The organism is Synechococcus sp. BL107 (assembly GCF_000153805.1).
In the GTDB taxonomy this organism is placed as follows: Bacteria; Cyanobacteriota; Cyanobacteriia; order PCC-6307; family Cyanobiaceae; genus Parasynechococcus.
Genome location: NZ_DS022298.1, coordinates 2,083,105 through 2,100,991, shown reverse-complemented (window position 1 = coordinate 2,100,991; position 17,887 = coordinate 2,083,105). Strand labels below are relative to the sequence as shown.

The 17,887-nt window shown below is 56.9% G+C and carries 21 protein-coding genes; 11 read left to right on the top strand and 10 right to left on the bottom strand.

Annotated elements, in window-relative coordinates; genetic code table 11:
• Positions 1 to 41: 41 nt before the first annotated feature.
• From BL107_RS10980 to BL107_RS13175, 7 genes are all read left to right on the top strand, one after another.
• Entirely contained in the window at positions 42 to 2,216 is a 2,175-nt protein-coding gene (locus BL107_RS10980; protein WP_009790428.1) for a BamA/TamA family outer membrane protein, read from the top strand.
• A complete protein-coding gene (lpxC, locus tag BL107_RS10975) occupies positions 2,216 to 3,043 on the top strand; it encodes a UDP-3-O-acyl-N-acetylglucosamine deacetylase (RefSeq protein ID WP_009790427.1) in 828 nt (275 codons plus the stop codon). The genes BL107_RS10980 and lpxC overlap by 1 nt, the downstream gene beginning before the upstream one ends.
• Entirely contained in the window at positions 3,040 to 3,495 is a 456-nt protein-coding gene (gene fabZ, locus BL107_RS10970; protein WP_009790425.1) for a 3-hydroxyacyl-ACP dehydratase FabZ, read from the top strand. Before lpxC ends, fabZ begins: the two co-directional genes overlap by 4 nt.
• Before the next feature lie 5 nt (positions 3,496 to 3,500).
• Complete coding sequence (lpxA, locus tag BL107_RS10965) at positions 3,501 to 4,328, top strand: acyl-ACP--UDP-N-acetylglucosamine O-acyltransferase (RefSeq protein WP_009790423.1); 828 nt, start codon at positions 3,501 to 3,503, stop codon at positions 4,326 to 4,328.
• The gene (lpxB, locus tag BL107_RS10960) at positions 4,328 to 5,509 is read left to right on the top strand and encodes a lipid-A-disaccharide synthase (protein WP_009790422.1); all 1,182 of its coding nucleotides are present in this window, start codon (positions 4,328 to 4,330) and stop codon (positions 5,507 to 5,509) included. Before lpxA ends, lpxB begins: the two co-directional genes overlap by 1 nt.
• Entirely contained in the window at positions 5,509 to 6,147 is a 639-nt protein-coding gene (msrA, locus tag BL107_RS10955) for a peptide-methionine (S)-S-oxide reductase MsrA (protein WP_037988526.1), read from the top strand. The genes lpxB and msrA overlap by 1 nt, the downstream gene beginning before the upstream one ends.
• A gap of 150 nt (positions 6,148 to 6,297) precedes the next feature.
• A complete protein-coding gene (locus BL107_RS13175) occupies positions 6,298 to 6,483 on the top strand; it encodes a hypothetical protein (protein ID WP_037988524.1) in 186 nt (61 codons plus the stop codon).
• 13 nt (positions 6,484 to 6,496) lie between these two features.
• Here BL107_RS13175 and BL107_RS10945 read toward each other — a convergent pair whose 3' ends face one another.
• From BL107_RS10945 to BL107_RS10920, 6 genes are read right to left on the bottom strand one after another with little or no spacing between them, the layout of a single operon-like run.
• Positions 6,497 to 6,733 (bottom strand): hypothetical protein, encoded by a 237-nt coding sequence (locus BL107_RS10945; protein WP_009790420.1) that lies wholly within the window; start codon positions 6,731 to 6,733, stop codon positions 6,497 to 6,499.
• Positions 6,730 to 8,202 carry a leucyl aminopeptidase gene (locus BL107_RS10940; protein WP_009790419.1) on the bottom strand — a complete coding sequence of 491 codons (1,473 nt, stop codon included), beginning with the start codon at positions 8,200 to 8,202 and terminating at the stop codon, positions 6,730 to 6,732. Before BL107_RS10940 ends, BL107_RS10945 begins: the two co-directional genes overlap by 4 nt.
• A gap of 47 nt (positions 8,203 to 8,249) precedes the next feature.
• A complete protein-coding gene (locus BL107_RS10935) occupies positions 8,250 to 8,837 on the bottom strand; it encodes a hypothetical protein (protein ID WP_009790418.1) in 588 nt (195 codons plus the stop codon).
• 4 nt (positions 8,838 to 8,841) lie between these two features.
• Positions 8,842 to 9,423: a hypothetical protein gene (locus BL107_RS10930; protein WP_037988522.1), complete on the bottom strand. Its 582-nt coding sequence runs from the start codon at positions 9,421 to 9,423 to the stop codon at positions 8,842 to 8,844.
• A 48-nt stretch (positions 9,424 to 9,471) separates the two neighbouring features.
• Positions 9,472 to 9,816, bottom strand: coding sequence for a hypothetical protein (locus BL107_RS10925; protein ID WP_009790415.1), 345 nt, complete (start codon positions 9,814 to 9,816; stop codon positions 9,472 to 9,474).
• Positions 9,817 to 9,869: 53 nt separating this feature from the next.
• Complete coding sequence (locus BL107_RS10920) at positions 9,870 to 10,589, bottom strand: response regulator transcription factor (RefSeq protein ID WP_009790414.1); 720 nt, start codon at positions 10,587 to 10,589, stop codon at positions 9,870 to 9,872.
• 136 nt (positions 10,590 to 10,725) lie between these two features.
• Here BL107_RS10920 and BL107_RS10915 point away from each other — a divergent pair, with 136 nt between their 5' ends.
• The 4 genes from BL107_RS10915 (at position 10,726) to pyrF (ending at position 14,105) form a co-directional block, all read left to right on the top strand.
• Complete coding sequence (locus BL107_RS10915) at positions 10,726 to 11,055, top strand: DUF1825 family protein (protein ID WP_009790413.1); 330 nt, start codon at positions 10,726 to 10,728, stop codon at positions 11,053 to 11,055.
• A 47-nt stretch (positions 11,056 to 11,102) separates the two neighbouring features.
• Positions 11,103 to 12,350 (top strand): tyrosine--tRNA ligase, encoded by a 1,248-nt coding sequence (tyrS, locus tag BL107_RS10910; RefSeq protein WP_009790412.1) that lies wholly within the window; start codon positions 11,103 to 11,105, stop codon positions 12,348 to 12,350.
• 68 nt (positions 12,351 to 12,418) lie between these two features.
• Complete coding sequence (locus BL107_RS10905; protein WP_009790411.1) at positions 12,419 to 13,321, top strand: SMP-30/gluconolactonase/LRE family protein; 903 nt, start codon at positions 12,419 to 12,421, stop codon at positions 13,319 to 13,321.
• 28 nt (positions 13,322 to 13,349) lie between these two features.
• Positions 13,350 to 14,105 (top strand): orotidine-5'-phosphate decarboxylase, encoded by a 756-nt coding sequence (gene pyrF, locus BL107_RS10900; protein WP_369791572.1) that lies wholly within the window; start codon positions 13,350 to 13,352, stop codon positions 14,103 to 14,105.
• Here the strand turns inward: pyrF and BL107_RS10895 are convergent.
• The 4 genes from BL107_RS10895 to BL107_RS10880 all read right to left on the bottom strand — a co-directional run bounded on the left by BL107_RS10895 (position 14,095) and on the right by BL107_RS10880 (position 17,794).
• Complete coding sequence (locus tag BL107_RS10895) at positions 14,095 to 14,409, bottom strand: hypothetical protein (protein WP_009790409.1); 315 nt, start codon at positions 14,407 to 14,409, stop codon at positions 14,095 to 14,097. The two genes, pyrF and BL107_RS10895, sit on opposite strands and share 11 nt — an antisense overlap.
• 6 nt (positions 14,410 to 14,415) lie before the next feature.
• Positions 14,416 to 15,384 (bottom strand): autotransporter outer membrane beta-barrel domain-containing protein, encoded by a 969-nt coding sequence (locus BL107_RS10890; RefSeq protein ID WP_009790408.1) that lies wholly within the window; start codon positions 15,382 to 15,384, stop codon positions 14,416 to 14,418.
• Between the two features lie 755 nt (positions 15,385 to 16,139).
• On the bottom strand, positions 16,140 to 16,742 hold the full coding sequence (gene plsY, locus BL107_RS10885; protein ID WP_009790407.1) for a glycerol-3-phosphate 1-O-acyltransferase PlsY: 603 nt from the start codon (positions 16,740 to 16,742) through the stop codon (positions 16,140 to 16,142).
• On the bottom strand, positions 16,742 to 17,794 hold the full coding sequence (locus BL107_RS10880) for a DUF3086 domain-containing protein (RefSeq protein WP_009790406.1): 1,053 nt from the start codon (positions 17,792 to 17,794) through the stop codon (positions 16,742 to 16,744). Before BL107_RS10880 ends, plsY begins: the two co-directional genes overlap by 1 nt.
• Between the last annotated feature and the right edge of the window lie 93 nt (positions 17,795 to 17,887).

Sequence of the window (17,887 nt, the reverse complement as noted above, 5' to 3'; positions counted from 1 at the left end):
TCAGCGGACATTTTTGTGGCTTCGGCCCTCATACCACTTCGATGACCCGACGTACTCGCCGTTCCTCGGTTGCTATCCGTCGCGGAGTCTTGAGTCTCGTTCTGGGTGTTCCGTTACTCAGTCAGCCAGTTCAGGCTCAGACCTCAGAAGTTGGTGGTGAACCAGCTCCTGACGAGACCAATGCCGAAATGGTCGAGGTGGAGCAGCCACGGGTGCTGATCTCTGAGGTCACGATCGAAGGACTCGTGGGGCACCCAGAGGAGGAACGCCTTCAACTCTCTGCCTATGACGCCATGCAAGTGCGTCCTGGCAGTCAGGTGACTCGGGATGAACTTCAGAACGACCTCAACGCCATTCAGGCGACGGGTTGGTTCTCCGATGTTCGAATCGTTCCCGAGAACGGTCCACTTGGGGTGCGTGTGATCGTGCAGGTGGAGCCATTCCCACCGCTCACAAGTGTGGAACTCAATCCCGTTTCCGAAGAGTTGCCAGCCACTGTTCTGGAGGAGACCTTCGCTTCTGACTTTGGGCGCACGTTGAACCTGAATGATCTCCAGCAGCGGATGAAAACGTTGCAGGACTGGTTTGCCGCCGAGGGCTACTCATTGGCCCGTATCACGGGTCCGGAACGGGTCAGCCCTGATGGGGAGGTGTCGCTGAAGCTCACCCAAGGTCGTGTCGCTGATGTGGAGGTGAAATTCCTCACCAAGGATGGTGATGATGTTGATGAGAATGACAATCCAATCAATGGAAAGACCAAGGATTGGGTGATCACTCGAGAAGTTTCGATCAAGCCGGGTGAAGCTTTCAACCGCAATATGCTTGAACGAGATATCAAGCGTTTGTACGGAACGCAGTTGTTCAGTGATATCAAAGTAACGCTGAAGCCAGTGCCTGAACAGCCTGGTGATGTGGTTCTTGTTCTTGGCATTGTTGAGCAATCCACGGGTCAGGTGTCTGGTGGATTGGGATACAGCCAATCTCAAGGTGTTTTTGGTCAAGTCCAGCTTCAAGACACCAATCTGTTTGGTCGAGCCTGGAACCTTGGTTTGAATGTGACCTATGGACAGTACGGAGGTTTGTCAAACCTCACCTTTACTGATCCATGGATTTACGGCGATAACCATCGCACTGGATTCCGTGGATCGTTGTTCTTGAGCCAGCAAGTTCCTCAGGTTTTCCAAAGTGAAGACAATGGAAATATTCGGACGCTGAAAGATTATGAAGATAATGGTAGTCGTAATGCCTACGAAACTGGCCGTAAATACGGTTTTAGTGATTACAACAAAGTTCCTGGTTCTGTTAATAAAGCTGAGGATGAATATCCTAATAAAAGTTGGTTTAATTACGAAGGTGATTCCATTGCGCTTCGTAAGATCGGTGGAAATTTCGCCTTTACACGTCCTCTGAATGGTGGCGATCCATTTAAAGATGCTCCCTGGCGCGTGCTCGTCGGTATGGGATTTGAGAACGTTAGGCCAATCAACTTCTCGGCTGACTCTCGTCCTTATGGTGTAGCGACTAGAAAGTTAAACAGCGGAAAAGTTAAAAACAAAGATATTGTTTGTATTTCATATAATTGTGCCGACAGTAATTATTTAACTTCATTCCGCTTTGCGGCTACATATAACTCCTATAACGACCCCACTAATCCTACGAGTGGCAGCTTTTTTACAGCTAGTACGCAGCAATTTATTGGGTTCAACGAAGATTCTCCGACATTCAACAAGCTACGCACGAGCTACACCCAATTCTTCCCAGTGGATTGGCTAAAACTGCACAAAGGATGCCGCCCCAAACCCGGTGAAGCTGCTGATTGCCCCCAAGCCATTGGTGTTCAAGTCAAAGCAGGTGCGGCGATTGGTGATATGCCTCCTTACGAAGCGTTTTGCTTGGGCGGCTCCAATTCAATTCGGGGTTGGTACGACTGCGACCTAGCCGTTGGTAAAGCGTTTGGTGAGATCACCCTGGAATACCGCTTTCCGCTGATCAGCATCTTTTCCGGAGAGGTGTTTATGGATGCCGGCACAGACTTTGACACCCAAAAAGATGTGCAAGGCAAGCCTGGCTTGCTCCTCAATAAAGACGGTTCCGGTGTTTCTGTTGGTACTGGCGTGATTGTGAAAACACCTGTCGGGCCATTGCGTTTGGAAGTGGCCACGAAAGATTTCACTGACGACTACCGCTTCAACCTGGGAATTGGCTGGAAATTTTAGTGACCAACTGGCCTGAGGATTATTCGGGTGCATGGACACTTGCCGGACAAGCTGAGCGTTCGGGTGTTGGCCTCCACAGCGGCCGTTCCTCAGTGGTTCGACTCAAGGGATCTGTTGAACCAGGGTTCTATCTCAGGGTTGAAGGCCATGACGAAGCCTTTCGCCTAGCTCCCCACCAGGTTCGCGATAGCCAGCTCTGCACCACCCTTGAATTGGGTCCATGCAAGGTGGCCACTGTGGAACATTTGTTGGCAGCCCTGGCCGGGTGCGGCTTAACCCATGCGGAAATCCAGCTTCAGGGTGATGAAATTCCCCTGATGGATGGTTCGGCCTTGAACTGGGTTGAGGCGATTGTGGAGGCTGGAATCCAACCCGCGAAAACCCCGCGACTGCCCAGACCGTCGTTCACTCAACCGCTGGTTCGCTCTCGGGGAGGAAGTGTGATTACGGCGATTCCAGCAACAACATTCCGAGTGGTGGGGATTATTGATTTCCCTCAGCGAGCGATTGGGCAGCAGCAGTTGTCGTTGGATCTCACCCCGGAGCGGTTCGTGAAAGAAATCGCCCCCGCCCGTACCTTCGGCTTTCGCGATCAAGTGGAACAGTTGCGCTCAGCTGGCTTAATTCAGGGTGGTGCCCTGGACAATGCCCTGGTCTGCGATGGTGATCATTGGTTGAACCCGCCGCTTCGTTTTCCAGATGAACCGGTGCGCCATAAGCTTTTAGATCTCATTGGAGATCTGGCCCTCGTCGGCTTTCCCCAAGCTCAGGTCCTCGTCTATCGGGGCTCCCACGGACTCCACACCGATCTCGCTGCTGCCCTGTGACTGATCCCACGCCATCGGATGTCGTACTGACGAGCGAACAAATCGCTGGCTTATTGCCGCACCGCTATCCGTTTGCCCTTGTTGATCGGGTGATTGCCTATGAGCCGGGGGTTTCGGCCACGGCGATCAAAAACATCACGATGAATGAGCCCCAATTTCAAGGGCATTTCCCAGAACGTCCTTTGATGCCTGGGGTGTTGATTGTGGAAGCAATGGCCCAAGTTGGTGGCTTGATCGTTGCCCAAATTCCCGATTTGCCCAAGGGATTGTTTGTTTTTGCAGGCATCGATGGGGTCCGGTTTCGACGACCGGTGGTGCCTGGAGATCAACTGATCATTCAATGCGAATTGTTGAGCTTGAAACGCAAGCGTTTTGGCAAAATCAAAGCTGAGGCCACTGTTGAGGGTGCATTGGTTTGCTCCGGCGAGCTGTTGTTCTCCTTGGTGGACTGAGGCTGATGACGGTGGAAAGGTCTACCCCACAGATTCATCCCCAAGCGGTGGTTGATTCCAAGGCCGAGCTCGGTCTTGGAGTGGTGATCAGTTCTGGTGCTGTGATCGGTCCGCAGGTGGTGATCGGTGATCACACCTGGATTGGGCCCAATGTGGTCTTGGATGGGCGGGTCACCTTGGGGAAAGACAACAGGGTTTTCCCTGGTGCTTGTTTGGGGCAAGAGCCTCAAGATTTGAAATACCGCGGCGCCAATACCGAGGTGGTGATTGGTGATGGCAACACGCTTCGGGAATTTGTCACGATCAATCGCGCCACAGAAGAGGGGGAGCAAACCCGTCTGGGTGATCGAAACCTGTTGATGGCCTATTGCCATCTCGGCCACAACTGTTTGTTGGGCAACGGAATCGTGATGTCGAATGCCATTCAAGTGGCAGGACATGTGGTGATTGAAGATCGTGCGGTGATTGGCGGTTGTCTTGGCATTCATCAATTTGTGCACATCGGTGGATTGGCGATGGTGGGTGGGATGACCCGTGTGATTCGCGATATCCCTCCTTATTCGATGGTCGAGGGTCACCCAGGTCGCTTGCGGGGATTGAATCGGGTTGGCTTGCAGCGCAGTGGACTCGCGGATCGGCATGAAGGCCGTGAACTGAAGCAACTCAAGGAGATCTGGAATTTGCTCTACCGCTCTGATGTCGTCATGGCTGAGGCTTTGGTGCAGGCTCGCAGCCATGAGCTTTTGCCAGCAGCAGCGCATTTATGCAGCTTCCTTGAGGCGTCCACTGCCCCGGGTCGGCGTGGGCCGACTCCTGCATTGAGTCATCGCTGATGGTGCGTCTGCTCATCAGCACTGGCGAGGTGTCCGGAGATTTGCAGGGCAGCCTGTTGATTCATGCTCTCAAGGCCGAAGCCTTAAGTCGGGGAATCGAATTGGAGATCTTGGCCCTCGGTGGTCCTCGGATGAAGGCGGCTGGTGCCGAGTTGATTGCCGACACCGCTCCGATGGGCGCGATCGGTCTGTGGGAGGCCGTTCCGTTGATTTTGCCCACCTTGCAGCTCCAGGCCAAGGTGGATCGCTTGTTGGCGCAACGCCCCCCTGATGCGGTGGTGTTGATCGACTATGTGGGCGCGAATGCCCGGCTAGGCACTCGGTTGCGCAAACACCGTCCGTCGTTGCCGATCACCTACTACATCGCTCCCCAGGAATGGGCTTGGCGCTTTGGTGATGGCAGCACCACCCAATTGCTTGATTTTACGAATCAGATTCTGGCGATTTTTCCTGCGGAGGCCGAGTTTTATGCCGAGCGTGGCGCGAAGGTCACTTGGGTTGGCCATCCGCTGCTGGACAGTTTTCAAGACTTGCCGGAGCGGCAGGCATCGCGTCGGGCACTTGGCCTTGATCCTGATGCACCGGTGTTGCTCTTGGTTCCAGCATCCCGGCCGCAGGAACTGCGCTATTTGATGCCGGCTCTGGCTCGTGCGGCAGCCATGCTTCAGCAGCGTTGCCTCGGCCTGCAAGTGTTGGTTCCTGCAGGCTTAGAGCGTTTCGAACAGCCCTTGGCTGAAGCCCTCGCAGCGGCAGGCGTGCGGAACGGTCGTGTGATCCCTGCTGCTGATGCCGATGGTGTGAAAAAGCAGCTGGCGGCTGCAGCGGATGTGGCGCTTGGAAAGTCCGGCACGGTGAACTTGGAGTTGGCCTTGCAGGGGGTGCCGCAGGTGGTGGGCTATCGGGTAAGCCGAGCTACCGCCTTCGTTGCAAGGCATGTGCTGCGCTTCCAGGTGGACCATATTTCTCCGGTGAATCTTTTGCTGAAGGAGCGCCTGGTTCCAGAATTGCTGCAGGACGAGTTCACGCCTGAGGCTCTCGTGGAGTTGGCTCAACCGTTGCTGGACGACGGCAGTCCGGAACGGACAGCGATGCTTCACGGTTACAGCCGTCTTCGCGCCACGCTGGGGGAGCCTGGCGTCACCGCAAGAGCGTCTCAGGCAATCTTTGATCAAGTGATCTGATGGTTCGAGTAATCGGCGTACTCCTTAGTGCCCTATTGATGTTTGGAGGGCCGCAATCCGTTGCGGCGGCTGAACAAACGGCGGTTTTTGCTGGGGGGTGTTTCTGGTGTTTAGAACACGATTTGGAACACCTGCCTGGGGTGATTGATGCGGTTAGTGGCTATAGCGGTGGCCATGTGGATCAGCCCACCTATCGCCAGGTGAGCGGAGAAGACACAGGCCATCAGGAGGCGGTACAAGTGCGCTTCGATCCGGCTGTGATCTCTTACAGCACGTTGTTGCGGAGCTACTGGCGCAACGTGGATCCCTTTGATGGCGGCGGTCAATTCTGTGATCGCGGTGACTCCTACCGACCCGTGATTTTCACCGCTGATGCCGCCCAGGCGAAAGCCGCCGAGATGAGTGCGGCGGCTGCCGCTCAAGATCTAGGCCGACCGCGCTCTGCAATCAAAGTGGAACTTCGTGGTTCCGCTCCGTTTTGGCCTGCGGAGCAATATCACCAGAATTACGCCGAGCTCAACGACCTGAAGTATTCGTTTTATCGGTTTAGTTGTGGCCGTGATCGCCGCCTGGATGCCGTCTGGGGCGCCCAAGCCAGGACTGGGCGAAGTTGGCAAAAAGCTACCGAATTGGAATGAAATCCTTAAGAAAATAGACTCTTTCCTTTTCTAGGCATTAAATAATTGAGTTCTCAATTTTTCAGTGTTTTCTCAGTGAAGATGCGGGTTGTCCGCTATCGACGTTCCTGAGAAACATGTTTACCATCAAGATCGGAAGGAGGGAGATGTATGTATCTGCTGACCGTTAAGGATGGCCTTGGTACCCGTCACATTGGACCGTATCCAACCCCGAAGCATGCTTCGGACGATTTGGATCGAATTTTGGAGTCGTGCTCAGATCGCGCCCGTTGGCAAATCCATGCTTTGGAAGTGCCTGAGCGTATGGGTCGATCCCTTCACGCCATGGCGTCCTAATTAGGCGTCCTAATCAAGTGCGTTTGCGTCCTGGGAACCCACGGGTTAGGCCGCTTTCCACCATCAGGCCAATGCCTGCATTAATGCAGATCAAGCTGAGGGTTCCGTACCAAAACCAAGGCCCACCATCCTGCCCCAACATTTGAACCACCTTTCGGCTGACGGCTTCGCCAAAGAGGCAAAGGCCAACGGGAAGGAGCAACACTCCCAATTGTGCCTTCAAGTACCAGCGGATCGGTGACGAGTTCATGCTTGGGCGCACACCCAGTTCACCAAGGTGCGCACCCCGTAGCCAGTTGCTCCGGCTGGGTTCACCCCTTTGCCTTTATCGCTCCAGACGGGCCCAGCAATGTCGATGTGGGCCCAAGCCGTGTCTTGGCTCACGAATTCCTTGAGGAATAAGGCGGCTGTGATTGATCCCCCGGGTCTGGGTCCGGTGTTTTTCATGTCGGCCAGGAGCGACTTCAGCCCTTTCTTGTAGGACTGGCGCAGTGGCATGCGCCAGAGACCTTCGCCACCCGCGTCGGCGGCTGTGTCGAGAGCTTCAGCAAGGGCTTCGTTGTTGGACCAATACCCCGCCATTTCATCGCCAAGTGCGACGACGCAGGCTCCGGTCAGGGTGGCTAGGTCCACCACGGCATCAGGCTTCTGCTCGCAGGCGTAGAGCAGTGCGTCGGCCAGGGTTAGCCGCCCTTCCGCATCGGTGTTGTTGATCTCAATCGTTGTGCCATTGGCGGCCGTCACAATGTCGCCGGGGTGGACGGCGGAGCCATTCACCATGTTTTCGCAGGACGCCACCACCATGTGCACCTCCACGCCGGCGGGCTTCAGTTCTCCGATCGAACGCATCGCCCCGAGCACGGATGCACTGCCACCCATATCGAATTTCATCATGTCGATCTGAGCGCCACCCACCTTGAGGTTGTATCCACCGGAATCAAAGGTGAGGCCTTTGCCCACGAGGGCGAGGCGACGCTGTACCGCTCCTTCTGGGCGATAAATCAAGTGAATGAATTTGGGTGGAAGATCCGACCCCTGGCTTACCGAGAGAAACGCCCCCATGCCACGGGCTGCACAATCGGCTCGCTCGAGGATGGTGAGTTCCATTCCGTAGTCGCGTGCCAAAGCAGCAGCGGTGTCCGCTAAGGCAGCTGGGGTGACGTAGTTCGGTGGAGCTGCCACAAGTTCGCGCGCTAACTCAACGCCAGCGCAGGTGGCATTAACGGATTCGAGGCCAGCTGCGGCAGAGGCCGGTAAGCCAATCAGCTCCAGGGCCGTGGGGAGGCGACGTTCTTCGGGTTCCTTCTGAAAGCGTTGATCGGCATAAAGCGAGAGGCGAACGGCTTCGGCGCTGATGCGGGCTGCTTGATCTGAATCCTGCGAATCCCAGGGCAGCTGAAGGCCGAGGGAACCGTTGCAGCCAATCGAGGCCTGGGCCCCGGCCGCCGCCGCCGCCCGTAGGCCGTCGAGATCAATGGCATCAGCATCGCCAAGGCCAACCAGCACGAGCCGGAGTGGGTTGCCGTTTGTTAGGGGGTGGAGCACCAGCTTTTGGCCCGTTTTGCCTTCAAAGGCCTGCTGGCTGAGGGCGCTGCTCACGCCTGGGAAACGACTCTCCAGGTGACCTGCTGAGTTGGACGGATCTCCCTTCGGCAGCCCAACAACCAGCACATCGCCGCTCCATTCGTTGACGTTGGTGGATGAGATGGAGAGCCGCATGGGCTGACGCCGGTTCAAACCACGAGCGTAGCGATGCCTCTGCATAGCTAGAGATCAGCGGTGAACGGTGTGGCCCAGCGCTGTCGTGTTTCCTTATTAAAGGGTGGACTCCAGTGCTGGATCAGCTGTTGTTCGAGCCTGCGGCGGGCCCGGGTGTCCGTCGGGACATCGGTGCAGAAGCGAATGCTGAGTTGATGGGCCATTTGGCAGCGTTGAAGGGCTTCGCCATAGGCGGCGAGATAGGCCTTGCAGTCGTGCTCACCTTTCCAGCGTCGATCGGCGGCTTTGGTTTCTCCCACATAGAGCAGGAGTGGATGGTCAAGGTGGGGAGGACGGTCGAGCACGAAATAGATGGCGGCTCCGCGATGGGGACTGTCAGCCCAGCGCCAAAAACTCAACGGGAGTGGGGTGAGCGTTAAGGGATCGATGGCTGTTGGAGAGATGGGAGTGGCGGCATCAGCAACGTTGCCTCCCCATAAATCACCTTGACCCGAGCTACAGATGTTGCGGCGAAAGCGTGGCGACTGAAAGTCGTGGAGTCGCTGTTGCCAGGCCCGCAACTGATCCGCAGTGATCGGCAGATCTGGGGTGGGTGTTGACCCCAGCGGAACGCCCGAGAACAGATCGCCTTGCATCGTTTCAACCGCGGGGCGGCAGCGACGGGCCGGCCCGTCGCTGGCCGAAGGACACGCGACCGATCAAGGCCTCAACGCTGCTGGCCGGAAGACTGAGCCGTTCTTGCAGGTCGGCGAGATCACGGAACACGTTGATGCGTCTCTCGCGTAGCAGTCCATGGATGCGTTGTTCAGGCCAAGCCAGGGTTGTGAGTTCTGCGGAACTGGCGTTGTTGAGATCGATGCAGCTGTCCACCGGTTGGAGCGGCGCATCGCCATACCAGTGGAAAACAAGATGGGGTGCCCAAAGCTGGGCGAGATCGGTTGGAAGGTCGAGCAGGCGAAATAGGTCGTCGGCGGCAGCGAATTGAACGCCGCCGCGCTGAAGCCGCACAAGAAGGTCGGCCATGTCGTCGGTGCAGCCGGGCAGTTCTCGCCACTGCTCTTGGCTGCCGCGATTCACATCGAGAAACCAGTTGCTCGGAAGAGCTGTTTCGGATGGTTGCCGCGCAGAAGTTGGTGTTGGCGACGGCCCTGGCAACGGAAGTTGTCCGGTGGCTTGCAGCACACGTCTGGCTAGCGGATCTAACCAGTGGCTGCGGGGCATTTCGCACAACGGCTGTGGGCGAACCTTAACGACATGCCCCGTCGGTTGCTATTGGAAATCTTTCACGATCGCCTTACAGCCCCCTTTTGTGTTGATGTAGTCCTTCATTAGATCTTCAAAGCCAGGGCTGTTGTTCACCGTGCGGCGCTCGTCTTGACTCACCTGTTTGGCATCAAGGAACCGGTTGGCCAGTGAGAGGGCTTGTTCGGCCCCCATCGTTTCGGTCTGAATCAGACATTGGGCGTTCGCTTGGGCAATGGTGACCAATGCCGTGGTGCGTTCCGTCTGCGCAACGGCGACGCTTGCGCCGAATCCGAGCAGGATCGAACTGATCAACCCAACGGCAACGGCGTCAGGACAGCGCTTAATCGATAACCGGGTGGCATGGTCCATTCGCGGATGTTGTGGCCTTTGGTGTTGTGGAGTGTGGTGTTGTTCGCTGTGGTTTAGCGCTGGGTTCTGGGCTGCCAGCGAGGAATCGGAGCAGGAGGGTCCACCAAGTTGTGTTGGAAGGCAACGAGCACGGCTTGGGTTCGATCCCGGGCCTCCAGTTTGCGGAGAAGGCTGGTCACAGCGTGTTTGATCGTGTCGACGGCTAGGTGCAGTTGGTCGGCAATCTCTTGATTGCTGAGTCCCCTGCATAAACCCCGTAAAACATCTTCTTCCCGCAGGGTCAGTACATCGCTTAAGGGTGGTGCAATGCCGTGGCTGGGCCGGCGGCGGCTTTGCTGACACACCCCTGTGATGGTTGGATCCATGTGGATTCCATCGCTATCCATGGCTTGGAGAACGCTGAGCACTCCGCCATCGCCAAGGCGTTCACGGCTGCAGAGGCCCTCACAGCCAGAGGCGATCGCCGCATCGATGGTGCTTAGCAGGGGGCGCTGAATCAGCATCAAACAGCGCAGTTGTGGATGCTGGGCTTTTGCTGTGGCCACCAATCCTGGGCCTGAGCCGTGCTCGAGTAAATCAGTGCATACCAGGAGTTGAACGTCGTTCGCCGTGAGGCAGTTGAGGGCATCCTGCTCACTGGTGGCAGCGCCGACCAGGGGGCCAATTCCCTCAAACAAATGCGTTAGGGCCGTGATCAACACGCGGTCTGCGCTGGCGATCACCGTCCGACGGTCGTTCAAGACAGGAAGGCTGCGTGTTCTGATCTCACGCATGCGTGGTATTTGCGCCGTGAGGTTCACTTCGGGAGATGGTGGTCACTTCGGGAATGATGTCCATGGGGTGAACCCGCACTGCCAATGGTGATAGGAAGTCTGCAGAATTTCCGTTAACGAACGACATTTCGAAGCGATGGCCTTCTTCGATTCCGACATTGTCCAAGATGAGGCCAAGCGCCTGTTTGGTGATTACCAACAGTTGATGCAACTGGGCAGCGAGTACGGCAAGTTTGATCGCGAAGGCAAGAAGAAATTCATTGAAACGATGGAGGAGCTCATGGGGCGCTATCGCGTGTTCATGAAGCGGTTCGAGTTGTCGGAAGATTTCCAGGCGAAGCTCACGGTGGAGCAGCTTCGGAGCCAGTTAGGGCAATTCGGCATTACACCCGAGCAGATGTTCGAACAGATGAACACCACCTTGGAGCGGATGAAAGCTCAAATTGAGCTGCCCCCTTCGGACTGAAGCAGCACTCGTACGATCCCCACCACAGCTCTTCCATTTCCGTCCCCATGCCGGAGACCAATCCGTCGTTGCCGTCATGGCTGAATCGCGGCATGGCCGACTTGTTCCCTTCAGGGGATCTCAGCGATGTGGATCAATCCTTGGCAGCGCGGTTAGCTGCAGCTGAGGCTGAGGGCCGTCCGTTGCGGGTGAAGTTGGGCATCGATCCAACGGGCAGCAACATTCACCTCGGGCACAGCATCCTGTTTCGCAAATTGCGGGCCTTTCAGGACGCTGGACACACAGCGGTGTTGATTATTGGCGACTTCACGGCTCGGATTGGTGATCCCACCGGCAAGAGCGCGACGCGGGTTCAGTTGAGCAAAAACGACGTGGCCGTCAATGCGTCCACCTATTTGCGACAACTTGGGCAAGACCAGCCCAAGGCCACGGCGCTGCTCGATTTCGAGACCCCTGGTCGGTTGGAGGTTCGCTACAACAGCGAATGGTTGGAGGGCATGGACCTTCCCGCGGTGATCGGATTGCTGGGCACCGGAACCGTGGGCCAGATGCTGGCGAAAGAAGATTTTTCGAACCGCTACAGCAGTGGCACTCCCATTGCCTTGCATGAGTTTCTGTATCCCCTCCTCCAGGGGTACGACTCGGTGGCGGTCAACGCCGATGTGGAACTTGGGGGCACCGATCAAAAATTCAATGTGGCAATGGGCCGTGATCTGCAGCGGCATTTCGGCCGTGGCACCCAGTTCGGTTTGTTGTTGCCGATCCTGGTTGGTCTTGATGGGGCTCAAAAAATGAGCAAAACCCTCGGTAACACCGTGGGGCTGGAAGAGGATCCCCTGTCGATGTATTCCAAACTTGAGAAAGTCGGCGATGCGGCGATCAACGACTACGTGACGTTGCTCACCGACCTCAATGTGGAGGTGTTGCCGGAGAACCCGCGAGAGAAGCAGAAGGCCATGGCACTGGCGGTTACCGCAACGCGCCATGGCATGGACGCCGCCGCAAAGGCCCAACTCGATGCAGCCAACCTGGTGGGTGGTGCAGGGGATGCATCCGCTGATGTGCCTGAGGCCTCGTTGCTTTCAGTGAATTTCCCAGCCAAGGCCTTCTACCTCATGAGTGCCGTTGGGATCTGCGCCAGCAGCAGTGAAGCGCGGCGCCAAATCAAGGGGGGTGCTGCTCGCTTGGATGGGGACAAGATCACCGATCCCAATCAGGAATTTGCTACGGCCGCTGAGCTCGATGGCAGGGTGCTGCAGGTTGGTAAGAAGACCTTCCGGCGATTGACTGCCTAACGCGAGCTGGTTGGGGGACTCAAAACAGCCCTGGATCCACACCAACTGGTGGATGATTTTGGTCATGCTTGGCGGGCGCCCCCGAAGCGATGAAGGTCCGTTGTGTTCTCGATGCTCAGGCTGGCTTGGCGGAAGGCCCCCATTGGTGGGTAGAGAAAAGTGTTCTGATCTGGGTGGATATCGAAGCCTCGCGGGTGGGCTTCTTTGATCCGGTGACGGGTCGCAATCGTTTTTTGGTTGTGCCGTCCCACATTGGGGCTGTTGTCCCAATGTCGGATGGTGAGTTGTTGGCGGCCACCGCTCAGGGGTTCGTGCGGTTGCACCCCGACAGTGGTGTTGTGTCTTCTCTGCAGGATCCAGAAGACGACCAGCCCGGCAATCGGTTCAACGATGGCAAGTGCGATCCCTGGGGACGGTTTTGGGCGGGAACGATGGCCTACGACTTTGCTGCTGGTGCGGGTTCCCTTTGGCGGGTCAATCCTGATTTCAGCTGCATTCGTCAACGTCATGGGTTGACGATTCCCAACGGCTTGGCTTGGAGCCAAGACCGTGGAACCCTTTATTTCATTGACTCGCCGACACGGCAGGTTCTGGCCTTTCCGCTCACGTCCTCTGGTGACTTCTCGGGTGAACCCATCCCGTGCATCACCATTCCAGAGGATTGGGATGCCGTTCCAGATGGCATGTGCATCGATGCGGAGGGCATGCTTTGGATCGCCTTGTTTGGTGGTGGGGCTGTGACGCGTTGGGATCCTGCCAGCGGTTTGCTGCTCGAACGGCTGGCGTTGCCTTGCCGTCAGGTCACCTCCTGTTGTTTTGGCGGCCCCAATTTGGATCAGCTGTTTGTGACCACTGCGAGACAGGAGATGGATGCTGCTGCGATCAAGGCCGAGCCATTGGCCGGTGGCTTGTTTCAAGCGGACGTGGGTGTGAAAGGGTTGACGGCCGATTGCTTTCAACTGGCGGCTTGATTCGAGGGGTTGCCCATGACCCATCACGATGAGGGTCGTGCGGAGATGGTGTGTGGCTTCCTCTTTCTCGGCTGAAGCAGCGGAACGGATCATCGTGGCCCTCGATGGCATGGCCCCTGATCAGGCTTTGGCCTTCAACGCTCAAGTTGAAGGGCTGCGCTGGGTGAAGGTGGGCTTGGAGCTTTTTGTGCAGGCCGGGCCGGATGTTGTGGCGCAGTTGCGCGATCAGGGCCTGCGGGTGTTTCTGGATCTCAAATTTCACGACATCCCGGCCACGATGGCCGGGGCCTGCCGGCGGGCGGCGGCACTGGGGGCGGAGCTGATCACGGTGCACGCCTGTGCTGGCAGCGAAGCGCTACAGGCGGCCCAGGCCGCTGCGGTGGAAGGGGCCCAACGTGCCGGTCAACCCGCCCCCACCCTTTTGGCGGTGACGATGCTCACCAGCTGGGAAGAGCAGCGGCTGCAACGGGAACTCGCCATTGGCCAGGGCATCGCCGAACGGGTGTCGGCTTTAGCGCAGCTATCGGCGAGTGCCGGTATCGGTGGCTGTGTGTGTTCGCCTTTGGAGGCCGCGGCACTGCGGGCTCAGCATCCAGAACCATTCGCACTGGTGACGCCGGGGATCCGCCCCAAGGGGGCAGCTGTAGGTGATCAAGCCCGGGTGATGGGTCCGGCTGAGGCAATCGCCGCAGGAGCAAGCCAATTAGTAGTGGGCCGCCCCATCACCTGCGCCGACGATCCCAGTGCGGCCTTTGCCGGCTGTTGCCAAGATCTCAAAATTTGAAGTTCAAGCCTCCCTGCACCTGCCAACTGGTGCCACGGTTATTAGCCCAGAGCAATGCTCCACCCCGGGCATACACCCCCATTGAAGTGTCGTTGAAATTAAAGGTGGTGTAGTCGAGGCCAAGTTCTACTAGGGCGGCATGGTCGTCGCTGCCATTCAGATCCCAGCGCTTGCTTTTGCTGGATTTGAGATAGGTCACTTTTTGGTGGTCCCCGCTCATCCCCCAGTCGGCAGCCCAGCCCACCCGTAGCGAGGGCAAAAATAAGGAGCTTTCGCCATCACGGATGGGAACGGCGAACTTCACGGAGAGTTAACTCCCCAATTGGTCAACTTCCATCTCATGGAAGCGGAGACGATCACGTCGGTCGGCGCCGTGTTCGCTGAACTTGTCGAGGCTGGTGTTGGTGTAACTCAGCAATGCCTGGGGCTCGATGATCCATTCACCGCTCTGCAGTGGCGCACCAATGTTGAGCACGCCAGTCCAGGAATTGCCGCTGCGGTCTCCCTTGGCGGTGTCACCATCGATCTTGCGAAGGTGCTCTCCGGAGTAACCGCCGCCGCTCACCATGCCGCGCAGGTAGACGTTTCTTGTCCAGTACTCGGCGTAGGCACCACCACCCCAACCATCGGTATCCCAGCTGCCGCGAGCACCATCTGTGCCATTCATCACCGCATAGGTGCCGAAGAGGCCGATGCGGGTTTCATCGCTGATCGGAATGTCGATGCCGAGCTGGCCGCCGCCATTGCTGAAGTTGGCGTAGCGATGGCCAGCGGCACCGTTGCTGCTGGCACCACCAAAGCCGCGCACCCAAGCATTCACCCCGGGCTCATTCAGCTCATTGGTGAACAGAAGGCTATGGGGGTCGACAACTTCTTCATAACGCAGGCCATCCACGGTGATGACCATGTCAGCTGCATCGGTCTTCTCAACCAACTCCTGGAATTGCCGGTACGGCGGTGCAGGCGGAAATTGTGTGCAAGGCCCGAAACAAGGTGGAACGATCACCATTGGATTGGGCTTATCAGGTTGATCGATCGTCTCGGGTTCGTCGGATTTTTCAGGTTGATCCTGTTCCTGGGTTTCTATGGATTCGTCCGGTATCTCGGGTTGGTTTGGTGTCTCGGGAATTGGATCTGGCAGGCAGACTTCGCCACCCAAGGGGTCGACTGTGCAGCTCTGGGCTTGAACTGGTTGATACCCGACCAACAGCTCCAGCATCAGCAGGCCCACTCCTCCGGCTAGAAGCGTGTGCAGGCTTGAGAGTGAACGCCAGAACATCGATGAGCGGTGACTATTTCAATCAATTTTGACAAGAAAATAATAAAAAAGAACCGTTATGGGCAGATGGAAAATATGGATCCCATTTTTCTTGAGATCTAAAAAAGGAGCAATCATGTCATGAAGATCCTTTTAATTTCACAGACTCTTGCTCTGACTGTCTTTTAGAGAGCGGTTATGGATAAATTCCTTCTGCCTTATTCTCGTTTTTTGTAAAGAGGGCCACTAAAAAATGTCCGATCTGGACCATACTATCCCCTGGTGAACAGCTGGCTCGGATTGATTTTTTCCTGAGATCTCTCAGATCAGGGATGAAAGGTTGATTAGCATCACCGCCCCACAAAAAATTGATGTTCAAGGGATTGATCTGTAACTACTTTTGTTGAGCGTTGATTCTTAGTTGCTGATCTGTTGTCGCGGGGTGATCACAGTTGCCCATCAATCAGACTTTGCTCAGGCTGCTCCCAGAGGCACTAAAATATTAAATAGCGTTGGTCTTACAGGTTCGGTAGTTTCGCTTGAGAGCCTATGGCTTGGTGAAATCTTTCTATCTTAATGAGAATTGTGAAGGGTGGCGATGGGTGAAAGCTCGCATGCCAACTTCCCTTCGATCGATGGTGATTTGTTGGGTACGCACACTTTCATCCGCGACAGTGGTTGGTCGTACGGGGTATTAAACAGTTTTGGATTGCCTGATTCCCTTGGTTGATTGAACCCTTGATCTTGAACTCTTGGTTCAGTAACGAACAGCTGTTTTAGCTTTTTCCTCTCTGTCCAATCCTGGGTTCCGTTCCGGCAATCAACCGCTCGATGTTGCTGCGGTGCCGCCATAGCACCAACACGCTGGCCACCAACGACACCACCAAGTAGGCACTGCTGCCGCCGGAGATAACCATCAGCAACGGCAGGCCGATGGCGGCCACCACGCTGGATAGCGACACGATCCGGCTGATGCTGATCACAGCCATAAACAACCCGAAGCACGCCAAACCCACAGGCCAGGCCAGGCCCAGGAACATGCCCAGGCCAGTGGCAACGGCTTTGCCACCCTTCCAGCCCAGCCATACGGGCCAGATATGACCGGCCAGAGCGGCCAGGCCTGCTAGCACCTGAACCCAGTCGTTCAATCCAAAGCTTTTGGCGAGCAGCACTGCCAACGCTCCTTTGCTCACATCCAGCAGGAACACCACCAACGCCGGGCCCTTGCCCACATTGCGCAGCACATTGGTGGCACCGGTGCTGCCCGAGCCGCACTGGCGCAGGTCGATGCCCTTTAGCCAACGGCCAGCGAGGTAGCCGTTCGGCATCGAGCCCAGCAGATAGCCAAGCGCCAAAAGCAACAGAGAAGAGAGCAGCATCAGAGCAGGTCGTCGTCGTCGAGCCGTTCGTTCGGGCCAGCGGCAAAAGCCAGCCAGAGTGGAAACTGAAGCACGGGAATCGCCACGTCGCGCTCGGCGGTGTCGATCAAGATCAGTGGCACTTCGCCGCGCTCCTCCAATCGATCGGCCCGTTCCACGAGGGCTTCCGATCGTTCAAACAACACGATTCCGCTGCTCGGCCCGAAGTCTTCTCGTCCCAAGCCGAGGGCATCCTGCAGGCCGCGTCTCCATTCGCCCAGCCGTTCGGGCGCCCCCGCCAGCACCAGGCATTGGAATTGGGCGCCGTACAGCTCGCCGATAATCGCAATCAAAGCAGCGCTTACCAGGATGTTGCGGGGACGGCTGCCCCGACTGGGCTGGGCGCCACGGCCGCCTTGGTTGAAGAACCAGTCTTCGAGTAGGGCTGTGTCCCGTGTGTCGATGCTGCGGCGCAGACTCCAAGGATCGGCATACACATCCGGCTGTTGCAGGAACCGCTGCAGAGCACTGCGAATCAGGGCTTCGTCGGGGCGAAAGGTGTCTGATACGGCGATGGCTGGGGCGGTATCGCTCGCACTCTGACCCTCGGATCCCTGTTGGCCTGATGCTTGTTGGTCGAGTGGTGATGGCTGCACCACCATCGGTTGCACCACGAGATCCAGGCTTTCCACCGACTGCACCAGGTCTTGCAGTGCTCCACCCAGATACTCCTGGAAGCCCTTGACCCGCCTTGCGATCGCATCGGATTGACCGGCAAAGGAGGTTTTGAGTTCGGCGTCGAGCTGTTGTTTGCGGTTGGTCAGCAGCGTGATCTCTGCCGACAATTCATCGCGGCGGGATTGGAGATCTTTTAAGGCCAGCTCCAGCAAGGGGTTGTCGGGGGCTGAAGGGCTCTCAGCTGGAGGAGTTTGATCCTCTTCGAAGACAAGTTCAGCCACAGCTTCCACGGCTGGCCCTTCGCCAGGCTGATCAACAACGGCTTCTGCCGTGGGTGTTTCCTCAGGTGTCTGATCAGTGTCGTTGTTCATCGCCTCGAGCTCTTGGTTGTCCATCGATCGACACGAGCTGTCCCAACTATTGCAACCGACCCTGCAGGCTCTGCAAGTAGCAAGCCCCGCTAAACCCATTGTAGAACGATATCTTCA

Coding starts and splice junctions, on each gene's coding strand:
- pyrF (WP_369791572.1), top strand. CDS start 13,350: ATGAGGGTCGTGCGGAGATGGTGTGTGGCTTCCTCTTTCTCGGCTGAA.
- plsY (WP_009790407.1), bottom strand. CDS start 16,742: ATGCTGCTCTCTTCTCTGTTGCTTTTGGCGCTTGGCTATCTGCTGGGC.
- BL107_RS10925 (WP_009790415.1), bottom strand. CDS start 9,816: ATGGACCATGCCACCCGGTTATCGATTAAGCGCTGTCCTGACGCCGTT.
- BL107_RS10930 (WP_037988522.1), bottom strand. CDS start 9,423: ATGCCCCGCAGCCACTGGTTAGATCCGCTAGCCAGACGTGTGCTGCAA.
- BL107_RS10945 (WP_009790420.1), bottom strand. CDS start 6,733: ATGAACTCGTCACCGATCCGCTGGTACTTGAAGGCACAATTGGGAGTG.
- BL107_RS13175 (WP_037988524.1), top strand. CDS start 6,298: ATGTATCTGCTGACCGTTAAGGATGGCCTTGGTACCCGTCACATTGGA.
- BL107_RS10915 (WP_009790413.1), top strand. CDS start 10,726: ATGGCCTTCTTCGATTCCGACATTGTCCAAGATGAGGCCAAGCGCCTG.
- BL107_RS10935 (WP_009790418.1), bottom strand. CDS start 8,837: ATGCAAGGCGATCTGTTCTCGGGCGTTCCGCTGGGGTCAACACCCACC.
- BL107_RS10940 (WP_009790419.1), bottom strand. CDS start 8,202: ATGCGGCTCTCCATCTCATCCACCAACGTCAACGAATGGAGCGGCGAT.
- tyrS (WP_009790412.1), top strand. CDS start 11,103: ATGCCGGAGACCAATCCGTCGTTGCCGTCATGGCTGAATCGCGGCATG.
- lpxA (WP_009790423.1), top strand. CDS start 3,501: ATGACGGTGGAAAGGTCTACCCCACAGATTCATCCCCAAGCGGTGGTT.
- lpxB (WP_009790422.1), top strand. CDS start 4,328: ATGGTGCGTCTGCTCATCAGCACTGGCGAGGTGTCCGGAGATTTGCAG.
- BL107_RS10920 (WP_009790414.1), bottom strand. CDS start 10,589: ATGCGTGAGATCAGAACACGCAGCCTTCCTGTCTTGAACGACCGTCGG.
- BL107_RS10890 (WP_009790408.1), bottom strand. CDS start 15,384: ATGTTCTGGCGTTCACTCTCAAGCCTGCACACGCTTCTAGCCGGAGGA.
- BL107_RS10880 (WP_009790406.1), bottom strand. CDS start 17,794: ATGGACAACCAAGAGCTCGAGGCGATGAACAACGACACTGATCAGACA.
- msrA (WP_037988526.1), top strand. CDS start 5,509: ATGGTTCGAGTAATCGGCGTACTCCTTAGTGCCCTATTGATGTTTGGA.
- BL107_RS10980 (WP_009790428.1), top strand. CDS start 42: ATGACCCGACGTACTCGCCGTTCCTCGGTTGCTATCCGTCGCGGAGTC.